We start from the raw sequence: 20,893 nt of genomic DNA, 5'->3' as shown, positions 1-20,893 counted from the left end.
ACCGAGCGCCCTCTCGACGCAGTTGTCGTCTCCGCCGCTGCAGCTGGACTTCTTGAAGATCGGACGTTGGGGAGGTCGGGCAGCTTGTCGAGGACGTCGCTGCCGGCCGGCAGGGCGTTTCCGGAGCCGGTGTCGTGCAGGCACTGGAAGGTGGCGAGGTTGGGGACCCAGCGCCGGGAGTGCACGGCGGCGCCGCTCGACGGTTGCGGCCACTGGATCCAGCAGGAACGCCCCACCGAGGTCAACCGGATCCTGACCGACTCGTCCCGCAGTGGGTCAGCGCAGGTGCCGAGCCGGGTCCGTCGGGGTGCGCCACCTCAGGCGCCACCCCAGCCGCTCGCGCCGGTGGGGATCGCGGGCCGGGCGGACCGGTGGCCGCAGCACGAAAGGGTTCTGAAAGCTGCGCCTTCCTACGGTGACCGTGACCTGGAAGACGCCTACTCGGACCCATCCTCAGGGGGATCTGATGGAACGACTCGGAATGTGGGTGACCCGGCACCGCCTGGCCGTCGGACTGCTGTGGCTCGCCGTCACAGCTGTCGGCTCGGTGCTCACGCCCTCGCTGTCCGGCCGGCTGCAGTCCGGCAGCCACGTCAACGGCCCCGCCTTCACCGCCAACACCGCGATCGCCGCGCAGTACGGTGGTGCTGCCGCCGACCCCGGCGTGCTGATCCTCGACACCCCGGCCGGGCAGACCGTCGACACACCGCGGGTCAAGCAGGACCTCAGCCGGATCGACGCCGCGCTCGCCGAGGCCGCGCCGGATCTGCGCGTCGTCTCCTTCGCGGCCGACGGCGACGCCGCGCTGGTCGGCACGGACCGCACCAGCACCATCGTGCTCGCCTACCCGCCGAAGCCGAGCGACGACATCGGACCGGAGCAGGTCGATCTGCTGACCGCCGCCGCGCGGCAGGCCGCACCGGACCTGACCGTCCACGGCACCGGCTACCACGCCCTGGAAGCCGGGAACACCACGGGCGGCGGCAACTCCTCGGTGCTGAGCGAGCTGCTCATCGGGGCCGCGGGGGCACTGCTGGTCCTGGCGTGGGTGTTCGGCTCGTTCCTGGCGCTGCTGCCCCTGCTCACCGCGTTCATCAGCGTCCTGACGATGCAGGTCCTCATCTACGGCCTCACGTACCTCGTGCCGTCGTCCTCACCGCTCAACCCCTCGGTGCAGTACATCGTCGCGTTGCTGGGGCTGGGCCTGTCGATCGACTACTCGTTGCTGGTGGTCACCCGCTGGCGCGAGGAACGCAGCGCCGGGAGGTCCAACGACGAGGCGGTGCTCGCCGCGATGAAGCGGGCCGGCCACAGCGTGTGGTTCAGCGGTCTCGTCGCCTCGCTCGGGCTGTTCGCGCTGACCGTGGTCCCCAACTCGGTCGTGCGCGGGATCGGGATCTCCGGGCTGTTCATCCCGTCCACCGCGACGCTCGTCGCGCTGACCCTGCTGCCCGCGATCCTGTCCAAGGTCGGGCCGCGGACGGACCGGCCCCGCCGCGCGTCGCGCCGTACGGCGGCGAGCCGGTTCTGGACCGCCTGGTCGATCGGCGTGATCAAGCACCGGGTGCTCGCGGCGGTCGTCGGCCTGGGCCTGCTCGGGGCGCTGGCCGGCATCGCGACCACGATCGACATCGCCCAGCCGACCACCCACGCGATGGCCTCGGCCGGCAGCTACACCGACGGTCTGCACGCGCTGGAGGCCGACGGGTTCCCGTCCGGCACGCTGACCGCCGTCCCGGTCTACGTCCCGCACGCCGCCGATGCCCGGGCCGTCGTCACATCGCTGGACTCGCTGTCCAGCCTGCGCGGCGCCGCCGTGGCGGCCGGGCCGGGCTGGTCGGCGAGCGACGGCTCGGCGCTGGTCGTCGCGATCCCGCGGACCGAGATCGGAAGTTCGCACAGCGGCACCGCGCTGGCCGACGTCCGGGCGGCGGCCGGCTCGGTGGCACCCGGCGCGCTGGCCGGTGGCGACGGCGCGCAGCGGATCGACGCCACGAACGCCACGTACGGCTCGTTCCCGCTGCTGTTCGGGATCGTGGCGCTGGTGACGTTCCTGCTGCTGGCTCGCGGGATGCGGTCGCTCTTCCTGCCTGCGAAGGCGGTGCTGCTGAACATGCTCTCGGTGGCCGCGACCTACGGCATCCTGGTCCTGGTGTTCCAGCAGGGCATCGGCATGCGGGCGCTGTGGGGTACCGGCAGCTACGGCACGATCGACGCCTTCGCGCCGGTCCTGATCTTCGGATTCCTGTTCGGAGTCTCGATGGACTACGAGGTCTTCATCCTGGCCCGGGTCCGCGAGGGCTTCGAACGCACCGGGTCCACCCGCGAAGGCATCGTCGAGGGCGTCTCCCGCACCGGGCGCCTGGTGAGCTCGGCCGCCGTGATCCTGTTCTTCGCACTGGCCTCGCTGTCCACCGCCAATGACGTGACGGTGCGTGAGATCGCCGCCGGGCTGGCGTCCGGAGTGGTGCTGGACGCGATCGTGGTGCGGATGCTGCTGCTGCCCGCGCTGGTCTCGCTGTTCGGGGACCGGAACTGGTGGCTGCCGGACCGGGCCCGCCGTATCCTGCGCCTGAAGCCCGCAGCGGGCCCCGGCGCTCCCGCGGCGCGGCGCGAACCCGCGCATACCGCGCATACCGCGCACGCTGCGCACACCGTAAGGGACGCTGGATAGATGCGAGTGCTGGTGGTCGAGGACGAGCCGGACGTCGCCGAGGCCCTGGCCTGGGGCCTCTCGGCGGAGGGCTACGTCGTGGACGTCGCGGGCAACGGTGTGGACGGGCTGTGGAAGGCCGCGGAGAGCCCGCACGACGTGATCGTCCTGGACGTGATGCTGCCGGGGATGGACGGCTACCAGGTGTGCCGTGCGCTGCGCGGGCGCGGGATCTGGACCCCGATCCTGATGCTCACGGCGCTGGACGAGGACCTCGACCACGCCGAGGGCCTCGACAGCGGCGCCGACGACTACCTGCCCAAGCCGTTCTCCTATCCGGTGCTCCTCGCCCACCTGCGCTCCCTGACCCGGCGCGCACTCGGCGCCAGGCCGGCGGTGCTCACTGCCGCCGGCCTGGCGCTGGACCCCGCCGCGCGGACCGTCGCACGCGACGGCGCGCCGCTGGATCTGACGGTGCGTGAGTTCGCGGTACTGGAGTACCTGCTGCGTGCGGCAGGACGGGTCGTTTCGAAGACCGAACTGCTGGAGCACTGCTGGGACGCCCATTTCGACGGCGACCCGACGGCTGTCGAAGTGCTGGTGCACCGGCTGCGACGCAAGATCGAGACTCCTGGTGCGGCCGGCGGGTCGATCGTCGACACGGTGCGCGGTCAGGGCTACGTGATCCGGGAGCGGTCGTGACCACGGCGCAGGTCGTCGCGAGGCTTCGACCCGCGACGGTGCGCTCGCGGGTGACCGTCGCGGCAGGTCTGGCGCTGACCGCGGCCGTCACGCTCGGCCTCGTCGTCATGTATCTGCTCCAGGAGGACTCGGCACGACGCACGGTGCAGAGCGAGGTGCGCACCTACGCCGCCCAGGTCCAGCAGTCGGCCTCCGCCGACGGCACGTTCCCGAACCCGCTGCCGGCTTCCGTCCTCGACCCGGCCGCCGAGGCCCAGGTGCTGACCGCCGACGGCCGCGTCCTCGCCGCCACCCGGACCCTGGCCGCACTGCCCGCCGTCTACGACCTGCCACCCGGTTCCACGTCCCCGGTCCGTCGGAAGGCGGCCGACGGCGTCGTCCCCGGTGAGGTCACCGTCTACGGCGAGCACGTCACGGTCGGCGGACAACCGCTGTCCGTCGTCACCCTGACGCCCACTTCGCTGCTCTCCCAGGTGAACGAGACCTTCGCGCGACTGCTGGTCATCGGACTGCCGGCACTGCTCCTGCTGGCCTGCGCCACGGTCTGGCTCGTGGCCGGCCGGGCCCTGCGGCCGGTCGAGCGGATCCGCCGTGCGGTCACCGACATCACCGACCTCGCTGCGACGGACCTGACCCGACGGGTCCCGGAACCCGGCACCGACGACGAGATCGGCCACCTCGCGCAGACCATGAACGCGATGCTGGCCCGGCTGGAGGACTCCGCCTCCCGGCAGCGCCGCTTCGTCGCCGATGCCAGCCACGAACTGCGCAGCCCGCTCACCGCGATCCGCACCGGTCTGGAAGTCGGCCTCGCCCACCCGGACCGGGCCCCGTGGCCGGACATCGCCACGCGCGCGGTGAGACAGTCCACCCGCCTGGAGGCGCTGATCAGCGATCTGCTGCTGCTCGCGAGAACCGACGCCGGCAAAGCCGCCGCCCGCCGCGGACGCGTCGAACTGGCGCCGCTGCTGGCCGAGCTGACGGAGACCACCGCATCGGCCGGCGTCGCCGTCTCGCTCGAGGTGCCGCCGGGTCTGGCCGTGACCGGTGACAGCGCGGACCTGTCGCGCCTCTTCCGCAACGTCATCGACAACGCCGTCCGCCACGCGCGTACGACGGTTCGCGTCACCGCCTCCCCGAACGCCGTCGGCACCACCGCGAACGGCCTGGTCCGGATCACCGTGGCGGACGACGGCCCCGGCATCCCCGCCGAGGACCGGGACCGGGTATTCGACCGGTTCGTCCGCCTCGACGCCAGCCGTGAGCTGGTCAGCGGCTCGACCGGGCTCGGCCTGGCGATCGTCAGGGAGATCGCCTTCGCGCACCAGGGGACGGTGTCCATCGGCGCGGCGGTCGAAGGCGGCGCGCTGGTCACGGTGACGCTGCACGCCGCGGACGACGCCGTTTCATGAGCACTTCGGTGGTTGGACCAAGCCCACAAGCACGCATGAGGGCCAGGCACCGCGACAGTGCATGTGGGGCGCGAGGGTCCCGTGCCGGTGAGCGGTGGCCCTGGCCGCGGCGTACACGTCGGCTTCGGATACGCCCGGTGCGGCCGTGGCCACCATGGCATGTGCGCCGCATCGGCGGGAACGTCATGCTGCTCGCCCCTCTCGTGAGGCGGCGATGAGCGCGGTGGCGGTGTCGATGATCGTCTGTTCGGCGGGGCGGGGATGCCAGCCGAGTCGGGTGCGTGCCTTGCTGCTGTCGACGAGCCTGACGCGGCCGAGCTCGGGACGCAGCATCGCCATCTGCGGGTTGCGCCGCGCGAGCAGCTTGATGACGATGTCGGGCATCGCTCGGACGGGCACCTTGGCGGCTTCGTCCGGGAGCTTCTCGCGCAGGATGCGGGCGATGTCCCGGTACCAGAGGAAGGTGCCCGAACCGAGGAAGCGCTGCCCTGCGGCGCCCGGGCTCGTCATGGCGAGAATGTGGAGTTCGGCGACGTCGCGGACGTCGACGACGTTCCAGCCGATGTTCGGCACGGCGGGGATCTCGCGGGTGAGCAGGCGGCGGATGATCTCGACCGTTCCCGGCATGCCGGTGCCGAGCATGGGGCCCTGCATGAACGTCGGGAGGACGGCGGTCAGTTCGAGCCCGGTCGCGGCGGCGAGATCCCAGGCGTCGCGCTCGGCAAGGATCTTGGAATCGGGGTACGCGCGAACCGGAGTGCCGGACGGCGCGGTCCAGGCCGCCTCGGTCGCGGGCGTGTCCGCGTCGCCGGTGTCGGCCGTGACGCCGGACGAGGTGAACACGGCACGCCTGACCCCGGCACGCGCGGCGGCACCCAGGACGCGACGGGTGCCCTCGCGTGCGGTGGTGATGAGATCCACGCCCGAGCCGAAGGGCATGGGCGAGGCGGTGTGGAGCACGTAGTCGGCACCCGCGACCGCCTCGTCCCAGCCCTCGTCGCCCAGGAGATCGGCAGCCGCGAACTCGATGGCCCCGGCTGCCTGCTTGCCCGCCTGCTCACTCACGGCGTCGCGCACCTGCTGTGCTCTGTCGAGGCTGCGCAGGGTGGTGCGCACCAGGTAGCCGCGCCGGAGCAGGCCCGCGACCACCCAGCGGGCCAGGTAGCCGGTTCCACCTGTGACGAGCACCGTCTCGCCGGCATGGTCGTCGCCCATTTGCCTCTACAATATCATTGAGTTTCTCATTGATATTGGGAGCGTATCATGGCGGTATGACCGTGGACAGTGGCGTGGAGGTACCGGTGGCTCAGAGCGCGGACGTCGAGCGGAAGGCCGAGATCGTCCGCGCGCTCATGGAGGTGGCGAACGGCGCGGACGCGGTCGTGGCCGAGGTGCTCGGCGAGTTCGGAGTTCCGGCCTCCGTCGCCGGCACACTGTGGGCGCTCGCCCCGGGAACCGAGCCGCCGACCATGCGGGACGTGGCTGCCCGCCTGCGCTGTGACGCTTCCACGGTGAGTCTCGCCGCCGACAAGCTTCAGAGCATGGGACTCATCGCCCGCCGGCCCCATCCCACCGACGGCCGCAAGCGCACGCTCGTCCTCACCGACCGAGGACACGAACTGTGGGAGACGCTCAGAACGCGGCTGCACGCCTCCAGGCTGTTCGCCGGCCTCGACGCGCAGGAACAGGACGCCTTGCTCGCGCTGCTGACGAAGATGCGGAACCCGCAGCGCCCGTAGCCGGCGCCGTTGTCCGGGTGCCGGTCCGTCCTGGGCGGGCGCGTGGGTCGGTGCCGGGGCCCGTCCCGCCGTGTCGGGAGTTGGTCACGCCGACGGGCGTCGGGCTGCTCGGCGGGGCGCCGGTGATGGTGCGCGGCTTGGGCCAGGTTCGTGGGCCGCCTCGTGGTCGGGCCAGGCGGGGTGGGCCAGTTGGTGGCGCAGGGCGTCGAGTCGGGCCAGGTGCGTGGCCAGGGCGGCGGTGGTCTCGTCGCCCAGGGTGCGGACCCGGGTTTCGAGGTCTGCCAGCTTCTGGAGGATGGGCTGCCACCGGTCTGCGTCGGTGGTGCGGGGGTCAGGCGCGTCGTTGGTCGCTGTCATCGCGGAGTCGGTCGGTCTGGCGGGTGAGGTCGTCGAGTCGGTCGGCGAGATCGGGGTGGGCGGTGGCGAGGTGGGGGCGCATGTCGGCCAGGGGGGCTATGAGGTCGACGGGGTCGGCGGCGCCCAGGGCGGTGGTGAGCGCGGTCAGCGCGGGCTCGGCGGCCGGGGTGTGGCCGGGGGCGGCGGTGATCTGGGCGGCCAGGACGCGCAGGGCGGCGCCGTGGTCGCGGGCCCAGGCGCTGACCGCCCGGTCGGCGGCGCGGCGGTCGCGTACGGCCTTGACGCGTTCGGCTCCGGTCTCCTCGGGCGAGGTGGTGCCGGCGGGGCGCAGGCGCAGGTAGCGGTTCTCGGCGGCCTGGCGGCTGGAGACGCCCATGGGGCGGGCGAGGTCGGCCCAGGTGGCGCCGCCGGCGCGGGCGGCTTCGACCAGCGGAGCCTCCCAGCCCGCGAGCTGGGTGCGCAGCTCGCGCAGCAGGACCAGGGCGGCCAGCGCCTGCTCGGGGCCGTCCTCCACGGTGTCCTGGGTGGCGGTGGGGGGTGTGCGGGCGGTGCGGACGGCATCGTCGATGGAGGCGAGTGCCGTGGCGGCGGCAAGGAATGAGACCGGCCCGGGGCGGGCGTCGGACTTCGGCGGCTTCGTACTCACGACGTCATTCTATCGACGACACACTTCGTTTGTCATCGCATGGACGACGTGCTACAACGGTCTCAGGTGAAGCGCACTGGCACCCATCGATCAGTGGAGGTGTTTCGCAATGCTGATGCGCACTGACCCGTTCCGCGAGCTGGACCGGCTGACCCAGCAGTTCCTGAACACGACCGGCACCTGGTCGCGCCCGACGCCGATGCCGCTGGACGCCTACCGCGTCGACGACGAGTACGTGATCTGCTTCGATCTGCCCGGGGTCGACCCGGAGGCGATCGACATCGACGTCGAACGGAACATGCTGACCGTGAAGGCCGAGCGCCGCCCCCGCCACGACGGCGAGGGCGTGAAGTGGGAGCTCTCGGAGCGCCCGCTCGGCGTGTTCTCCCGGCAGGTCATGCTCTCCGACACGCTCGACCCGGAGGGGATCACCGCCGACTACCAGGCCGGCGTGCTGACCCTGAAGATCCCGGTCGCCGAGAAGGCCAAGCCCCGCAAGATCGCGATCAGCCACAGCGGCGACCGCAAGCAGATCCGGGCCTGACCGGCCGCGCCCAGAGCGTCCCGCGCCGCCCCTGCATCCCCCCGAGGGGCGGCGCCGGACACTCCCACCCCTTCCGCTGTCCCGCCCGCCGAGGCGGACGGGAGGAACTGCGAGCTCCTGCGATGACCGCCCTGGTGAGCCCGTTCACGGTCCGGGCGCGCGGCGAGATCGACCTCGACACCGCCCCGCGCCTGCGCCGCGAACTGGAACGCGCGCTCTCCGAGCACCACGTGGTGGTGCTCGACCTGTCGCAGGTCACCTTCATGGACTGCGCGGGCCTCGGCGCCCTGGTCCAGGCCCGCAACCGGGCCGACCACAGCGGCCGCCGTCTCGTGGTGCACGGCATCAGCCGCCCCGTGGCCCGCCTCCTCACGCTCGCGGGCCTCACCCGCCGCCTGGCCCCCGCCCCCGGCGCTGCCGCCGGGGGCGGGGCCGCCGGGAGAGCCCCGTCCACCCCCTACGACACCCTCCTCGGCCACCCCGCCACCCCCGGCCGACACCCTCGGCCGCAGCACCCGCGCGGCGGCCCGCCCCCGGAAGGCCATCTGCCATGACCCGCCACCGCCGCCTGATCCAGCAGCTGCGCTCTCTCGGCCGCTACCCCAGTGACGAGCAGGCCGAACAGGTCCTCGACACCGTCCTGGGGATACTCGGCTCCCAGCTGGCCGGCGACGAACGCTGCGACCTCGCCGCCGCACTGCCCGACCACGCTCGCGCGGCCCTCGTCGCCCCATCCCCCTCACCTGCCCCGCCACGGCCCCCGCCTTCGTCGAAGCCGTGGCCCGCAACCTCAACACCACCCTCGCCACCGCCCGCTGGGACGCCTCCTGCGTCCTCACCGCGCTCGCGGACCTCGTCGGCGAGGACCTCACCGCCCGACTGCTCGACTACCTGCCGCGCGGCTACGCCCTCCTGTTCGGCCGCGCCGACCTCACCCCCGCCGCCGCCTGACCCCGTACGGCGTGGGCGGCGGCCCGTACCGAAGGAGGAGCGAAAGGGTCAATACCGGGCAAGATGTGATGAACGGGCGGTGTCACCGCACCGCCGACGGACCAACGGACCAACGGACCACTGGAGGAACCGATGGGTGACCTGTCGAACAAGGCGCAGGAACTGGCCGGCAAGGCGAAGGAGAAGGCCGGCGACCTGACCGGGGACCAGGAACTCAAGGGCGAGGGCCAGGCCGACCAGGTGGAGTCGAAGGCCAAGCAGGCCGTGGACGACGCCAAGGACGCCGTGCAGGGCGCCGCCGACCGGGTGAAGGGCGCACTCAAGCGCAACGACTGACGTTCGGGCCGAAGAAGGAGCCGAAGAAGGAGGAGAACGGCATGGCACTGTTCCTGTTCATCCTGCTGATCGCGGTGGTGTTCGGCTTCGTCGGCGCCCTGGTGAAGGGCCTGCTGTGGCTGCTCGTCATCGGCGCCGTGCTGTTCGTCGCCGCCCTGGTGCTCGGCGGTGTGCGCCTGGGCCGGGGGAGGGGCGCAGGCAGGTAGGAGGGGCGCAGGCAGGTAGGAGCGGCGCTGCGCCGTCGGCCCGGTCCTGTGGGGCGGGGAAAGCCTTCCCGGCTTTTCCCGCCCCACGGGCGTCCCTGGACGGCCGGCTACCCCGACCGGAGGCGTGCCGGGCACGCCCGTGCCGGCCGGGGCATCACTGGTCGGAGTAGCTGAGGTCCCCCACCGTCCAGCTGCTGATGTCGGCGATGGCGATCCGGTACATGCCCCCGGTGTGGGGCAGGCCGTAGCTGCCCTGCAGGATGCGGGCGACATGCAGATGCAGGTGCGTCGGCCGCGCGGCGGACAGTGCCGCGTCGTCGCCGTCGCCGGTGGCGGGCGCCGAGAACAGCGCGGCGAAGGACTTCAAGTGCTCGGAGGCGGCGAGGACTTCGGCCACCCGTTCGTTCCACAGACTCTCCGGCGCCAGGCGGCCGGTGATGACCGCCCCCGGGACGACCACGGTCAAAGGCATTTGGTTGCTGCGCTCGGACTCCACCATCGCGGCGATGTCGACGAGCAGCCCATCAGGGTTCGACATGTACCCGAGGATAGTGCCCGCCGCAAGCCGCCCGCACGGACACCCCGGCCCTCGGCGCCGCCGGACGCGACGCGGCACGGCAATTCCACTAGCTGTGATCACCGCATGGAAAAATGTGGGACGGCTGGGAGAGATACCGGGCGCGGTTCGGCCGTAGCCCGGCGGATCGCAGAGGGGTGGCCGTGGTCCTGGAGGTGTCGGCGGTGGTGTTCTTCGGTGTGGCTCTCGCCGTTCAGGTGCGTCGGCGCAGGGCGAGCGGGTTCACGGTCTGCGTCGCCGTGGTCTTCGGCTTCCTGCTCGCCTCCAGCTCGGCCGCGCCCGCCGTCCACGACATCCTGGCCGCCGCGCTCACCGCGCTCGCACCCACCCGCTGAACGAACCGCCGCAGCGGCGTCCTTGCAGCGGTACCCCCGCAGCTCCGGGCTGCCGCTCAGCCGGTAGTCTCCCGCCCCGACCAGGGCGCCGCAGGGCGCAGACCCGGCACATGCAGCGCCCCCGCAGGGGGCGCGAAGGAGAGTGGAGATGCAGCAGCAGTCCGCCCCGAGCACTGACACCTCCGTGCTCATCGGAATCGTGGAGGCGGTCCGCGACGGCGACGACAGAGTCCTGCGTCGGCTCCTGGCGCGCCTGGCCGAGCAGGCGACCGTGGCCGACCTCTACGCCCTGCGCGACGCCCTCACCGCGCACCCCGGCGCAGGCGGTCCCACCGGTGCCGGCCGACCGGTGCCTCCTCGATAAAGCTCCTCGCCCAGAGGTGGAAACCTGTGCTGGCCAAAGTAGACATTGCGCGGCGGTCTGTGTAGTGTTCCTCGTGTTGGAAGAGCAGGACCGCAGGACAGGCAGACATGAACTGCCTGGGCAGTGCCGCAGTTGGCAGTACCTGAAGTTCGCAAGATGCACACCAGAGGAGAAGGGAAGGGTTCACCCCGTCGGATCGCCCGCCACGGCACGCAGTACCAGCCGGGCGGTCACCGCAGCAGCCATCGTCATGGAACGTCATGGAAGAGGTGGTCCTCGGTCACGCATACGCGATCCCCGCATCCTGTTCCTCCCCGGGGCAGTGCGGACACCGCAGGTCGGCCGGTCGGCCGACAGTAGTAGTGCAGTTGATGGTGCAGTGAATCCACATATCCCTGGGCCCCGGCGTACAACAGCGCCGGGGCCCTCGACCCGTTTCCCGAGAAAGAAGGTGTTGGTGGAACAGGCCACCCTCGCCACCGACCACGACACGGCGGAGCGCATGAGCGCAGAGACAAAGTTCGACGACGACGACTACCCCGCCTACACCATGGGCCGGGCCGCAGAGATCCTGGGCACCACGCCGGGCTTCCTGCGCAGCCTCGACGAGGCCAAGCTCATCACCCCCCAGCGATCAGCCGGCGGCCACCGCCGCTACTCCCGCTACCAACTGCGCATCGCCGCCCGCGCCCGCGAAATCGTCGACCAGGGCACCCCGCTCGACGCCGCGTGCCGCATCATCATCCTCGAGGACCAGCTCGAAGAGGCCCTGCGCATCAACGAACAACTCCGCCGCGACCACACCTGAGGAGAACCGGACCGCCGGCCCGCGACTTCGCGGAGTAACGGGTGGGACCTCCGCTGTGAGACCTCCACTGTGACGGCGGACACGCCGCACCTGCGGCCGTCGTGCCGCGGGGCGGTCGGCCGGGCGGAGTGATCCACACGGTCAACCGGCCCGCTTTCCAGGCCCGTTGACGGTCTCCTCCGCCCCGGCCCGGCGGCTCCGGGAAGGGGCCCCGAAAATCTGGGGCGGAAATATCCCACCGCCGTGGGCCGGGGCCTGCTACTGTCGTCTTAGTTGCAGTAGTGGTTCCCATGAACTTTGTGTGCGCCTGCTGATGTTTCGCAGGTGCATTTTTGTTTCCCGGCTCTTCCCCGGGTGGGTGCTCATCGCGGCGACTCGAAGTGCGCGCTGTGTGTGCTTCGGACAGCCCCTTGAAGGAGATTTTTTATGGCTAATGGCACTGTGAAGTGGTTCAACGCGGAAAAGGGCTTCGGCTTCATCGAGCAGGATGGCGGCGGCCCCGACGTCTTCGCCCACTACTCGAACATCAACGCCAACGGCTTCCGCGAGCTGCTCGAGGGCCAGAAGGTCGAGTTCGACGTCACGCAGGGTCAGAAGGGCCCGCAGGCCGAGAACATTCGTCCGCTGTAGTTTCTGCCACGGCACCCGCCTAGCAGCGAGGGGCCCGCACCGCGCACACACGCCTGGTGCGGGCCTCTCGGCATTGCGGCACGCGCATTTCCCCGGGCCGTTCAGGCCCCGTGGCCCCGCCACCGCCGCCCGTTCCCACGCGAGACGCACAGCGCCGCGTCCGGACCGGCGCCCTGCCGTGCCATCGCACGGCTTTGAGGTTCCTCGCTCCCGCTCCGCGCGGTGAGCGCCGACCGTAGGTGACGTGCCGCACGGTTCCACCGTCCACGCCCCACCCGCCACACGTTCGGCCCGTTCCCTTGTGGTCTCCGCGCTGCCATGTGCCGCAGAGCCTTCCTCGTGACGTGCCGCCCCGGGAAGGTTTCACATGAACCGCTCCAGCCGCTCCTCGTACCAGAACGCCAACTCCCGATCCTCCTCGGGTTCCCGCTCCTCTGCGGGCTCCCGATCGTCTTCGGGTTCCCGCTCCGGTGGCAGCTCCTTCTACGGCGACCGCCCCGTCGGCGACCGGCACTCCTCCGCCCGTGGCCCCCGCCAGCGTTCCTCCCAGCAGGGCGAGTTCGCGATGCCGGTCAGCACCACCCCGGCACTGCCGGCCGTCGAAGCGTTCGACGAACTCGGCCTGCCCAATGCCCTGCTCTCCACCCTGACCCGCCAGGGCGTCACCACACCCTTCCCCATCCAGGCCGCCACGCTGCCCAACTCGCTCGCCGGGCGCGACGTCCTGGGTCGGGGCCGCACCGGCTCCGGCAAGACCATCGCCTTCGGCCTCGCCCTGCTGGCCCGCACCGCCGGACGCAGGGCCGAGCCGCGCCGCCCGCTGGCCCTGGTGCTGGTCCCCACCCGCGAGCTCGCACAGCAGGTCACCGAGGCCCTCACCCCCTTCGCCCACGCGGTGCGCCTGCGCCTGGCGACCGTGGTGGGCGGAATGTCGATCGGCCGCCAGGCACACGCGCTGAACCGCGGGGCGGAGGTCGTGGTCGCCACCCCCGGCAGGCTCAAGGACCTGATCCAGCGCGGTGACTGCCAGCTGGACGAGGTCACCGTCACGGTGCTCGACGAGGCCGACCAGATGGCCGACATGGGCTTCCTGCCGCAGGTCACCGAACTCCTCGAACAGGTCGCCGACGGCGGCCAGACGATGCTGTTCTCCGCCACCCTCGACCGCAACGTCGACCGCCTGGTGCGCCGCTTCCTCAAGGACCCCGTCACCCATTCGGTGGATCCGTCCGCCGGGGCGGTCAGCACCATGGAGCACCACGTCCTGCACGTGCAGAACTTCGACAAGAACGCCACCATCGCCCACATCGCGTCCCGCGACGGCGGGGTGATCATGTTCACCGACACCAAGCACGGTGCGGACCGCCTGGTTCAGGACCTGCTCGCGAACGGGGTCAAGGCCGCCGCCCTGCACGGCGGCAAGTCCCAGCCCCAGCGCACCCGCACCCTGGAGCAGTTCCGCACCGGCCAGGTCACCGCGCTGATCGCCACCAACGTCGCCGCCCGGGGCATCCACGTCGACGGGCTCGACCTCGTCGTCAACCTGGACCCGCCGGCCGACCACAAGGACTACCTCCACCGCGGCGGGCGCACCGCCCGCGCGGGAGAGTCCGGCACCGTCGTCACCCTGGTGCTGCCCAACCAGCGCCGCGCGATGACCCGCCTGATGGCCACGGCCGCCGTCACCCCCGTCATCACCAAGGTCAGCGCCGGGGACGAGGAACTGGCCCGGATCACCGGCGCCCGCGTGCCCACCGGCATCCCCACCGTGATCGCCGACCCCGTCGTCGAACGGCCGCGCCGCAGCCCCGCCGCCAACCGCGGCCGCCGCGGCCGTCCCGCCCGCACCGCCGGTGACAGCCGGGCCGTCGCCGGCCGGGAGAACCAGGGCTCCGCCCGCCGCCGGGCCCCCAAGCGTGTCGTCCTCGCTGCCTAGGGCTGATCCGAAGGACAGGCCGTAGCCGCCCGGCCCGACTCCCGGTGAGGGGTCCGGCCGGCACGGCCTGTCGACCCGCCCGTCAGAGTCCCGATCATCACCGCCGGCCCCGGCGGGGAAGCCACGAAGGAGTCAGCCCGTGACCACTACGGTCCACAATCCGCCGACCACCGCCACGGTCGGCGACCTCATGACCCACCCCGAGCTGCAGATCAGCGACGACATCATGGTCGACGCGGCGATGGACATCCTCCAGAGCTCCGGCGCGGACCACCTCCTGGTCCGCGACGAGGACGGCCGCTGCGCCGGACTCCTGACCCGCCTGCACCTGGCGCCGTTCCAGGCCCGGTCCTGGTACACCGAGCGCACCCCGGTACGCGACGTGACCCTCGACCGCGCCCCCTTCGCCACCACCGGCATGCCCGCCGCCACCGCCGTCGCCGCCATGCGCTCGCGCGGCCTGAGCACGTGGCCGGTGGTGGACCCGGACGGGCACGCCATCGGCCTGCTCAGCCTGTAGAGGTACGGTCGCCACCGCCCGCGTGGCGAGCTCGGTCCGGTCGCGTGGGCGTCGGCTCGGCGACGGGCTCGCTCGGCCACGCGACGTCGCCGCCTAGGAGAGGCCCAGGTGGCGGGCGATGATCATTTGTTGGACTTCGGTGGTGCCTTCGCCGATTTCGAGGATCTTGGCGTCGCGGTAGAAGCGGGCGACGGGGGTGTCGTTCATGACGCCGTAGCCGCCGAAGATCTGGGTGGCGTCGCGGGCGTTGGCCATGGCGGCTTCGGCGGAGACGAGCTTGGCCATGGCGGCTTCCTTCATGAAGGAGTCGCCGCGGAGCATGGCTTCGGCGGCCGCGTGGTAGGCGAGGCGGGCGGTGTGGGCGCGGGTCTCCATGGTGGCGAGCTTGAACTGGATGGCCTGGTAGTGGGCGATGGGGTGGCCGAAGGCGGTGCGGTCGGTGGCCCAGCGGAGGGATTCGTCGACGCAGCCCTGGGCGAGGCCCGTGGCGAGGGCGGAGATGGCGATGCGGCTTTCGTCGAGGACGGACATGAACTGGGCGAGGCCGAGGCCGCGTTCGCCGAGGAGGTGGTCGGCGGGGACGCGGCAGTCGGTGAAGGAGAGGTCGTGGGTGTCGGAGGCGCACCAGCCGACCTTGGAGTAGGCGGGGGCCACGGAGAAGCCGGGGGTGCCGGCCGGGACGACGACGGTGGAGATCTCGGGGCCGTGGCCGCTGCCGGGGCCGGTGACGGCGGTGACGGTGACCAGGCTGGTGATCTCGGTGCCGGAGTTGGTGATGAAGGACTTGCTGCCGTCGATGACCCAGGAGCCGTCGTCGAGGCGGGCCGTGGTGCGGGCGGCGGCCGCGTCGGTGCCGCCGCCGGGTTCGGTGAGGCCGAAGCCGGCGAGGGCTTCTCCGGCGCAGAGCGGGGGGAGCCAGCGCTGTTTCTGTTCGGGGGTGCCGAAGCGGTGGATGGGGAGGGCGCCGAGGGTGACGGCGGCGGAGAGGGTGGCGGCGACGGAGGAGTCGACCTTGGCGAGTTCCTCGACGGCCAGGCAGAGGGTGAGGAAGTCGCCGCCCATGCCGCCGAACTCCTCGCCGAAGGGCAGCCCGAACAGGCCCATCCGGCCCATGTCGGCGACCAGTTTCCGGGGGAACTCCTGGCGTTCGTAGTAGCCGCCGATGACCGGCGCCACTTCCGTCCGGGCGAACCTGGCGACGGTCCGCCGCAGTTGCTCGTGCTCTCGGGACAGGCGCAAACCACTCATCTCCGTCCGGTGGGGGAGGCGGCGTACAGGCGGTCGACGCAGGCTTCCGCGAGGGCGTCGAGGCTGGAGACGACCAGATCGTCGGGGAGTCCGGACCGGGCGGCGGCCAGGGGGAGTTCCGTGCAGGCGGCGACCAGGGGGACCGGTTCGCGGCGCAGGAGTTCGCGGGCGACGGCGCCGAAGGTCTCGCCCGCTGCCGGGACCTGATTGGCCTTCACCAGGGTGGTGGCCGCATGGACGCGCTCCTGGAGGGCGTCGTCGGGGAGCAGCAGGCGGTAGTCGGTGCGGCGGGCGTGGCGCTGGTAGATCCCGCTGATCACCGTGCCGGTGGTGGCGGTGAGCCAGGCGCCGTCGGGGCTGGCGGCCCGGGCGGTGTCGAGGGTGGCCTCGACGATGTGGACCAGGGGTACGGGCAGCCAGTCGCGCAGGCGGTCGAGGTAGACGTGCGCGGTGTTGCAGGGGACGGCCAGCAGGTCCGCGCCCCACCCGACCAGGGTCCGCAGTGACTGTTCCAGCAGTGGCATCGGGGCGTCGCTGCCGCTGATCAGCGCCTCGGTGCGGTCGGGTACGGCCGGCTCGGACAGCATCACGATCCGCGGGTGCTCCTGGTCGGTGGCGGCCGGGACGGTGCGGGCCAGTACGCGCAGGAACTCCGCCGTGGCCGCGGGGCCCATGCCGCCGAGCACGCCGAGGGTCGGGAGGCCGGGCGGGGTGCCGGCCACGGCTAGGACGCCTCGAGGTCGCGCAGCCTCGCGTCCAGGCGCTGCGCCGCCCGCTCCTCGGCGAGGCGGGCGCGCAGCGGGGGCTCGGCCCACCAGGTGAGGGCGAGTTCGCCGTCGTGGATGCGGCCGGTGACCGTGAGGCCCTGGCCGTGGCCTCCGGACGGGCGGGCGAACTCCTCGACGGACCGGTCGGTGGGCTTCCAGGGGGCGCCGGCCGGGGTGAGGGTGGCGGCGACGTCGCCGAAGTGCTCGTAGCGCACGGTTGGTCGGGCGTTGTCGGGGGTCGGCGGGAGTGGGGCGACCAGGCGGTCCGTACGGCTGCGGGCGGTGTGGTCGACGACCTCCACCGGTTGCGACAGCACCTCCGCGAGGCAGGCCCCGATCCGATGAGCGGTCGAACGGTCTCCGGCATCGGAGAGCCGCGGCGTGCCGAGGGCGGGCGGGAACGACCCGGCGGGCGGCAGCTCCACGACACCGCCTGCCCGCAACTGCCCGAGCCCGAGGGCGAGGTCCTCCAGCAGCACCCGCCAGGACTCGACGTCCGCGACCAGCTCGTGCACGACGAGCAGCAGCCCGGCGGGCCGCGGCGCCCGGTCGAGGACGGCGGCGCGCAGGAGCCGCCCGCCGGCCGGGTCGAGGGCGCCGAGGAGCCGCGCGCGGGCCCGGTCGATGAGCTCGGTCTCCTCGGCCTCGCCCCGGTCCCGCAGGTTGAGCGTGGCCACGGGCAGCCTGCCCCCGACGCCCTCGTGGTACTGGCTCAGGCCCGCGTCGCTCTCCTCGAAGCGCAGCCGCAACGCGTCGTGGTGCAGCAGGAGTTGCAGGATCACGGCCTTCAGCTCGGCGGGCCCGCAGGAGGTGTCGTCCAGCGTCAGGACGAGAGCCCGGGCGCCCCCGCCGCCGCCGAGGAGGGCCCGCTGCCCGGCCGTGAGCGGGTACCGGCGCGGCGACTCCTCGGGCTCGGCCGTGGACCCGGTGCGCGAGCCGCTGATCCCGGCCCGCTGGCGGCTGCGCAGCGCCCAGCGGTCCACGATGCCGCCGCTGCGCGGGATCTCGTCGACGGGGATCCACTGGGCGGGCCGCAGGGAGGCGGGCAGGGTCGGGGCGACGGCGGCCGCGAGCCGGGCGGGGGCGGTGCCGTCCCGGGGGACGTAGTAGACGCTCAGCCGGGCGCCGATCCGGTCGCGGTCGGCCGGGTCGGGGTAGCCGATGGTGGCGAGCATGCGGTGGACCTGGGCGGTGTCGACGGGGCCGCTCAGCTCCTCGTCGGCCTCCGCGACGTCGAGGTGGCCCAGCCGTACCTCCCAGCGGGTGGGGGCCTCGTAGTTGTGGTAGCCGCGCTCGGCGGAGTGCACGTACACGCCGACGTCGTTGATCATGCAGTTGGAGCTGCAGAAGCCGGTGTCGACGGGCTGCGACCAGAGGTCGGAGCGTTCGCGCAGGAAGGCGCGGATGTCGGTCTTGGTGACCTCGGAGTAGCGGAAGTAGTCGACGATGCGGACGGTGTCGAGGCTCGCCCGGTCGACCTCGGCCCCCGAGGCGGAGTGGTACGCGCGGCGGCCCAGGCGCAGCTTCTCCTCGATCTCGGCGACGTCGAAGATGCCCCGCTCGTGGAACCAGGACAGCCGCTCGTCCATGATCTGCCCCCGGGAGAGCCCGGTGACGATGCTGGGGATGCCGCGGGTGTGGGCGACCTCGGTGCTGAGGTCGAGCAGCGAGCGGAAGCAGCCGTTGCAGACGCTCTTGTGGTCGCGCAGGGAGTCCAGGAAGACGGCCTTCTGGTCGGCCCGGGTGGCGGTGATGTGCTCGACGCCCAACTCCTCGGTGATGGCGAGGCAGTTGCGCAGTGCGGTGCGGGAGATGAAGCCGTTGTCGAAGGTGAAGGTCATCACCCGCAGGCCGAGGTCGACCAGCCGGTACAGGACGTAGCTGCTGTCCTTGCCGCCGCTGAACAGCAGCAGGCAGTCGTACGCGGAGCCGCGCGCCTCGGCGGCGGCCCGCAGGGTGGGCGCGAGGTCCTCGGGCGGGCGGAAGTAGTCGTGGATGGCCTGCCGGTGGGCGGCGTAGTGGGTGCACAGGGAGCAGACGCCGTCCGTGTCGAAGGTGAGGCCGGGGTAGGCGGCGGTGATCCCGCAGCGGACGCAGTGCCGGGCGCCCGTGGCGGGCCCGTTGAGGACGACCGCGCAGTCCTCGACGGAGCCGTGGCGCAGGACGGCCTCGCGCACCTGCGCCTCGACGGCGGCGCTCCGGTCCGGGTCGAGCGGGGTGACGGTCACAGCGGGCTCCCGAAGAGGTCGTCGTCGGCGTCGGTTTCCACGAGGGTCTTCTCGACGAGGCGCGCGATGCCTTCGACGGTCTGGTGGGCGAGGAAGTCGGCCAGGGTGAGGGAGACGCCGAAGGAGTCCTTGATCCTGCTCAGGACGGTGATGACGGCCAGGGAGCCGCCGACGGTGAAGAACCGGGTGCGCACGTCCTCGATGGGTACGGCCAGGACGGCCGTCCAGATGGCGGCGACGGTGCGTTCGGTGGCGTTGCGCGGGGCGACGGCGTCGTCGGCGGGTGTCTGGGCGGCGGGGGCCGGCGGGCGCAGGGCCTTGCGGTCGATCTTGCCGGTGACGGTCCTCGGGATGCGGGCGGGCACGATCACGGAGGGGACGGCGGCGGGGTGCAGCCGTTCGGCGAGGTGTTCGCGCAGGAGGTCGGTGTCGGGCACACCGGAAGCACCGGAAGCACCGGAAGCACCGGAAGTACCGGAGGATTCGACGAACGCGCACAGCAGGGGCGGGGCGCCGTCCGGTTCGGTGAGGATCACGGCGGCCTCGGCCACGGAGGGGTGCTCGCGCAGGAGCGCCTCCACCTCCTCCAGCTCGACCCGGACCCCGCCGATCTTGACCTGGTGGTCCTTGCGGCCGAGGAACTCGAGCGTCCCCGCGGGCGACGCCTCGGACGCCCCGGGCAGCAGCCGGCCGAAGTCCCCGGTGCGGTAGACGGTGAGCGCGGGCCCGGAGCCGCTGCCCGGGGTGGTGGTGAAGGCCGCGGCGGTGGCCTCCGGGTCGCGGTGGTAGCCGAGCGCGGCGTACGGGGTGCGCAGGTGGATCTCGCCCACCCGGCCCTCGGGCACGGGCTCGCCGCGCTCGTCGAGGAGCAGCACCTCGGTGTCGGGCATGGGACGCCCGATCGGGATCGAACGGAGCGCGGTGTCGGCGGGGGTGACGAAGTGGTAGAGCTTCGTCATCGTGGTCTCGGAGGGTCCGTAGAGGTTCAGCAGCCGGACCCGCTCGCCGTACCGGTCGAACCACCGCGCCGCGTCGGCCGGTACGAGCCGCTCGCCGGAGAGCGCGACGCACCGCAGCGCGGGGAAGCCGAGGTCGTCGCCGAGGGCGGTGGGCAGCAGCGAGCGGAAGACCGAGGGGACGCAGTGGACGAGGTCGACGCGGGCGCCGTCGATCCAGTGGGCGAGCGCCGCCGGGTCCAGCCGCAGCTCCGGGGCCGGGGCCACGGCGGTGGCGCCCACCGACAGGGGCAGGAGGAGGTCGCGCAGGACGGCGTCGAAGGCGGGCGAGATGAGCTGGCCGACGCGCCACCCGGAGTCGACGCCCAGCAGCTCGGCCTCCCAGCGGAGGTAGTGGTCGACGGCGCCGAGCCGTCCGAGGATGGCCTTGCTGCGGCCGGTGGAGCCGGAGGTGAAGAACAGGTAGCAGGGGTCGTCCGGGCCGGGGACGTGGCGCGGGTAGTCGGCCCCCCTGTCATCGGTCAACCCGTCCTGAACGGCGCCCAGTTCGAGGAGGGGCAGCCCCGCCGGCGCGATCTCGGCCGCGGTCTTCTCCTGTCCGGCGCCCACGAGCAGCACTTCCGGCGGCGCGTCGGAGAGGAGCCGGGAGAGCCGGTGCGTCTGGGCGGCGCCGTCCAGCGGGGCCGCGACGGCGCCCAGGCGCAGCACGGCCAGCAGGGCCGTGGCCAGGTCGGCGCGGTCGGGTGCGAGGACCGAGACCAGCGATCCGGCCCGGGCCCCGGCCCGGTGGAGCTGCGCCGCGACCCGGTCGGCCCGTTCGTCCAGGGCCCGGTAGCTGAGCGCGGCGTCGGCGGTCTCCACGGCGGTGCGGTCGGGGAACCGGGCGACGGAGCGTGCGACGAGCGAGTGGATCGCCTCAAAGGCCATGGCTGCTTCCTTCGTGTTCCTTCGTCAGGGCGGCGGTTGCGGCGGGGCGGC

At 72.5% G+C, this 20,893-nt stretch carries 22 protein-coding genes and 1 pseudogene; 15 read left to right on the top strand and 8 right to left on the bottom strand.

Annotation, left to right across the window (positions count from 1 at the left end; translation table 11 throughout):
* The first annotated feature begins 466 nt into the window (after positions 1–466).
* From IH61_RS0111575 to IH61_RS0111565, 3 genes are read left to right on the top strand one after another with little or no spacing between them, the layout of a single operon-like run.
* The gene (locus IH61_RS0111575; RefSeq protein ID WP_078911018.1) at positions 467–2,674 is read left to right on the top strand and encodes an MMPL family transporter; all 2,208 of its coding nucleotides are present in this window, start codon (positions 467–469) and stop codon (positions 2,672–2,674) included.
* A complete protein-coding gene (locus IH61_RS0111570; RefSeq protein WP_031068467.1) occupies positions 2,675–3,355 on the top strand; it encodes a response regulator transcription factor in 681 nt (226 codons plus the stop codon). It begins immediately after the preceding gene.
* On the top strand, positions 3,352–4,767 hold the full coding sequence (locus IH61_RS0111565) for a sensor histidine kinase (protein ID WP_051836853.1): 1,416 nt from the start codon (positions 3,352–3,354) through the stop codon (positions 4,765–4,767). The genes IH61_RS0111570 and IH61_RS0111565 overlap by 4 nt, the downstream gene beginning before the upstream one ends.
* Positions 4,768–4,950: 183 nt before the next feature.
* Here the strand turns inward: IH61_RS0111565 and IH61_RS0111560 are convergent, their stop codons facing one another.
* Entirely contained in the window at positions 4,951–5,982 is a 1,032-nt protein-coding gene (locus tag IH61_RS0111560) for an NAD-dependent epimerase/dehydratase family protein (protein ID WP_031068463.1), read from the bottom strand.
* 56 nt (positions 5,983–6,038) lie between these two features.
* Between IH61_RS0111560 and IH61_RS0111555 the strand changes: the two genes are divergently transcribed.
* Complete coding sequence (locus IH61_RS0111555) at positions 6,039–6,506, top strand: MarR family winged helix-turn-helix transcriptional regulator (RefSeq protein WP_051836852.1); 468 nt, start codon at positions 6,039–6,041, stop codon at positions 6,504–6,506.
* Between the two features lie 84 nt (positions 6,507–6,590).
* Here IH61_RS0111555 and IH61_RS46910 read toward each other — a convergent pair whose 3' ends face one another.
* The gene (locus tag IH61_RS46910) at positions 6,591–6,863 is read right to left on the bottom strand and encodes a hypothetical protein (protein ID WP_158844907.1); all 273 of its coding nucleotides are present in this window, start codon (positions 6,861–6,863) and stop codon (positions 6,591–6,593) included.
* On the bottom strand, positions 6,838–7,509 hold the full coding sequence (locus IH61_RS0111550) for a hypothetical protein (protein WP_031068458.1): 672 nt from the start codon (positions 7,507–7,509) through the stop codon (positions 6,838–6,840). The genes IH61_RS46910 and IH61_RS0111550 overlap by 26 nt, the downstream gene beginning before the upstream one ends.
* Positions 7,510–7,618: 109 nt before the next feature.
* Between IH61_RS0111550 and IH61_RS0111545 the strand changes: the two genes are divergently transcribed.
* From IH61_RS0111545 to IH61_RS47720, 5 genes and pseudogenes are all read left to right on the top strand, one after another.
* Entirely contained in the window at positions 7,619–8,053 is a 435-nt protein-coding gene (locus tag IH61_RS0111545) for an Hsp20/alpha crystallin family protein (RefSeq protein ID WP_031068456.1), read from the top strand.
* 122 nt (positions 8,054–8,175) lie between these two features.
* Positions 8,176–8,607 carry an STAS domain-containing protein gene (locus IH61_RS42815; RefSeq protein ID WP_051836851.1) on the top strand — a complete coding sequence of 144 codons (432 nt, stop codon included), beginning with the start codon at positions 8,176–8,178 and terminating at the stop codon, positions 8,605–8,607.
* A pseudogene (locus IH61_RS43930) lies at positions 8,604–9,004 on the top strand (DUF2267 domain-containing protein). Before IH61_RS42815 ends, IH61_RS43930 begins: the two are co-directional and overlap by 4 nt.
* A 132-nt stretch (positions 9,005–9,136) precedes the next feature.
* A complete protein-coding gene (locus IH61_RS0111530; protein WP_031068452.1) occupies positions 9,137–9,340 on the top strand; it encodes a CsbD family protein in 204 nt (67 codons plus the stop codon).
* 41 nt (positions 9,341–9,381) lie between these two features.
* On the top strand, positions 9,382–9,546 hold the full coding sequence (locus tag IH61_RS47720) for a hypothetical protein (protein ID WP_199823297.1): 165 nt from the start codon (positions 9,382–9,384) through the stop codon (positions 9,544–9,546).
* Between the two features lie 154 nt (positions 9,547–9,700).
* On the opposite strand, the gene IH61_RS0111520 is transcribed toward IH61_RS47720, so the two are convergent.
* A complete protein-coding gene (locus IH61_RS0111520; RefSeq protein ID WP_031068450.1) occupies positions 9,701–10,084 on the bottom strand; it encodes a hypothetical protein in 384 nt (127 codons plus the stop codon).
* A gap of 176 nt (positions 10,085–10,260) precedes the next feature.
* Between IH61_RS0111520 and IH61_RS0111515 the strand changes: the two genes are divergently transcribed.
* The 6 genes from IH61_RS0111515 to IH61_RS40755 all read left to right on the top strand — a co-directional run bounded on the left by IH61_RS0111515 (position 10,261) and on the right by IH61_RS40755 (position 14,716).
* Entirely contained in the window at positions 10,261–10,458 is a 198-nt protein-coding gene (locus IH61_RS0111515) for a hypothetical protein (RefSeq protein ID WP_031068449.1), read from the top strand.
* 148 nt (positions 10,459–10,606) lie between these two features.
* On the top strand, positions 10,607–10,822 hold the full coding sequence (locus tag IH61_RS0111510; RefSeq protein WP_031068447.1) for a hypothetical protein: 216 nt from the start codon (positions 10,607–10,609) through the stop codon (positions 10,820–10,822).
* 502 nt (positions 10,823–11,324) lie between these two features.
* On the top strand, positions 11,325–11,630 hold the full coding sequence (locus tag IH61_RS0111505) for a MerR family transcriptional regulator (protein ID WP_031068445.1): 306 nt from the start codon (positions 11,325–11,327) through the stop codon (positions 11,628–11,630).
* A 426-nt stretch (positions 11,631–12,056) separates the two neighbouring features.
* Entirely contained in the window at positions 12,057–12,260 is a 204-nt protein-coding gene (locus tag IH61_RS0111500) for a cold-shock protein (protein WP_031068443.1), read from the top strand.
* A 367-nt stretch (positions 12,261–12,627) separates the two neighbouring features.
* The gene (locus IH61_RS0111495) at positions 12,628–14,196 is read left to right on the top strand and encodes a DEAD/DEAH box helicase (RefSeq protein WP_031068441.1); all 1,569 of its coding nucleotides are present in this window, start codon (positions 12,628–12,630) and stop codon (positions 14,194–14,196) included.
* Positions 14,197–14,335: 139 nt separating this feature from the next.
* The gene (locus tag IH61_RS40755) at positions 14,336–14,716 is read left to right on the top strand and encodes a CBS domain-containing protein (protein ID WP_031068439.1); all 381 of its coding nucleotides are present in this window, start codon (positions 14,336–14,338) and stop codon (positions 14,714–14,716) included.
* 93 nt (positions 14,717–14,809) lie between these two features.
* On the opposite strand, the gene IH61_RS0111485 is transcribed toward IH61_RS40755, so the two are convergent.
* Genes IH61_RS0111485 through IH61_RS0111470 form a run of 4 tightly spaced genes read right to left on the bottom strand, consistent with a single transcriptional unit; the run spans position 14,810 to position 20,842 of the window.
* Positions 14,810–15,964, bottom strand: coding sequence for an acyl-CoA dehydrogenase family protein (locus IH61_RS0111485; RefSeq protein WP_031068437.1), 1,155 nt, complete (start codon positions 15,962–15,964; stop codon positions 14,810–14,812).
* Positions 15,961–16,686, bottom strand: coding sequence for an aspartate/glutamate racemase family protein (locus IH61_RS0111480; RefSeq protein WP_234327137.1), 726 nt, complete (start codon positions 16,684–16,686; stop codon positions 15,961–15,963). The genes IH61_RS0111485 and IH61_RS0111480 overlap by 4 nt, the downstream gene beginning before the upstream one ends.
* Before the next feature lie 2 nt (positions 16,687–16,688).
* Positions 16,689–18,959: a condensation domain-containing protein gene (locus IH61_RS0111475; protein ID WP_031068433.1), complete on the bottom strand. Its 2,271-nt coding sequence runs from the start codon at positions 18,957–18,959 to the stop codon at positions 16,689–16,691.
* Positions 18,956–20,842, bottom strand: a complete 1,887-nt coding sequence (locus IH61_RS0111470) for a non-ribosomal peptide synthetase (protein WP_031068431.1) — start codon at positions 20,840–20,842, stop codon at positions 18,956–18,958. Before IH61_RS0111470 ends, IH61_RS0111475 begins: the two co-directional genes overlap by 4 nt.
* Positions 20,843–20,893: the final 51 nt, after the last annotated feature.

Source organism: Streptomyces sp. NRRL WC-3742 (genome assembly GCF_000720635.1).
Lineage (GTDB): Bacteria > Actinomycetota > Actinomycetes > Streptomycetales > Streptomycetaceae > Kitasatospora.
The sequence above is the reverse complement of the archived record's forward strand: the minus strand, read 5'-3'. Positions and strand labels throughout refer to the sequence as shown.

Bases quoted from the DNA above. Each gene is read 5' to 3' on its own strand.
- IH61_RS0111510 (WP_031068447.1), top strand. From the start codon at position 10,607: ATGCAGCAGCAGTCCGCCCCGAGCACTGACACCTCCGTGCTCATCGGA.
- IH61_RS0111485 (WP_031068437.1), bottom strand. From the start codon at position 15,964: ATGAGTGGTTTGCGCCTGTCCCGAGAGCACGAGCAACTGCGGCGGACC.
- IH61_RS46910 (WP_158844907.1), bottom strand. From the start codon at position 6,863: ATGACAGCGACCAACGACGCGCCTGACCCCCGCACCACCGACGCAGAC.
- IH61_RS0111500 (WP_031068443.1), top strand. From the start codon at position 12,057: ATGGCTAATGGCACTGTGAAGTGGTTCAACGCGGAAAAGGGCTTCGGC.
- IH61_RS0111495 (WP_031068441.1), top strand. From the start codon at position 12,628: ATGAACCGCTCCAGCCGCTCCTCGTACCAGAACGCCAACTCCCGATCC.
- IH61_RS0111520 (WP_031068450.1), bottom strand. From the start codon at position 10,084: ATGTCGAACCCTGATGGGCTGCTCGTCGACATCGCCGCGATGGTGGAG.
- IH61_RS0111560 (WP_031068463.1), bottom strand. From the start codon at position 5,982: ATGGGCGACGACCATGCCGGCGAGACGGTGCTCGTCACAGGTGGAACC.
- IH61_RS0111530 (WP_031068452.1), top strand. From the start codon at position 9,137: ATGGGTGACCTGTCGAACAAGGCGCAGGAACTGGCCGGCAAGGCGAAG.
- IH61_RS0111570 (WP_031068467.1), top strand. From the start codon at position 2,675: ATGCGAGTGCTGGTGGTCGAGGACGAGCCGGACGTCGCCGAGGCCCTG.
- IH61_RS47720 (WP_199823297.1), top strand. From the start codon at position 9,382: ATGGCACTGTTCCTGTTCATCCTGCTGATCGCGGTGGTGTTCGGCTTC.
- IH61_RS42815 (WP_051836851.1), top strand. From the start codon at position 8,176: ATGACCGCCCTGGTGAGCCCGTTCACGGTCCGGGCGCGCGGCGAGATC.
- IH61_RS0111575 (WP_078911018.1), top strand. From the start codon at position 467: ATGGAACGACTCGGAATGTGGGTGACCCGGCACCGCCTGGCCGTCGGA.
- IH61_RS0111555 (WP_051836852.1), top strand. From the start codon at position 6,039: ATGACCGTGGACAGTGGCGTGGAGGTACCGGTGGCTCAGAGCGCGGAC.
- IH61_RS0111505 (WP_031068445.1), top strand. From the start codon at position 11,325: ATGAGCGCAGAGACAAAGTTCGACGACGACGACTACCCCGCCTACACC.
- IH61_RS0111545 (WP_031068456.1), top strand. From the start codon at position 7,619: ATGCTGATGCGCACTGACCCGTTCCGCGAGCTGGACCGGCTGACCCAG.
- IH61_RS0111470 (WP_031068431.1), bottom strand. From the start codon at position 20,842: ATGGCCTTTGAGGCGATCCACTCGCTCGTCGCACGCTCCGTCGCCCGG.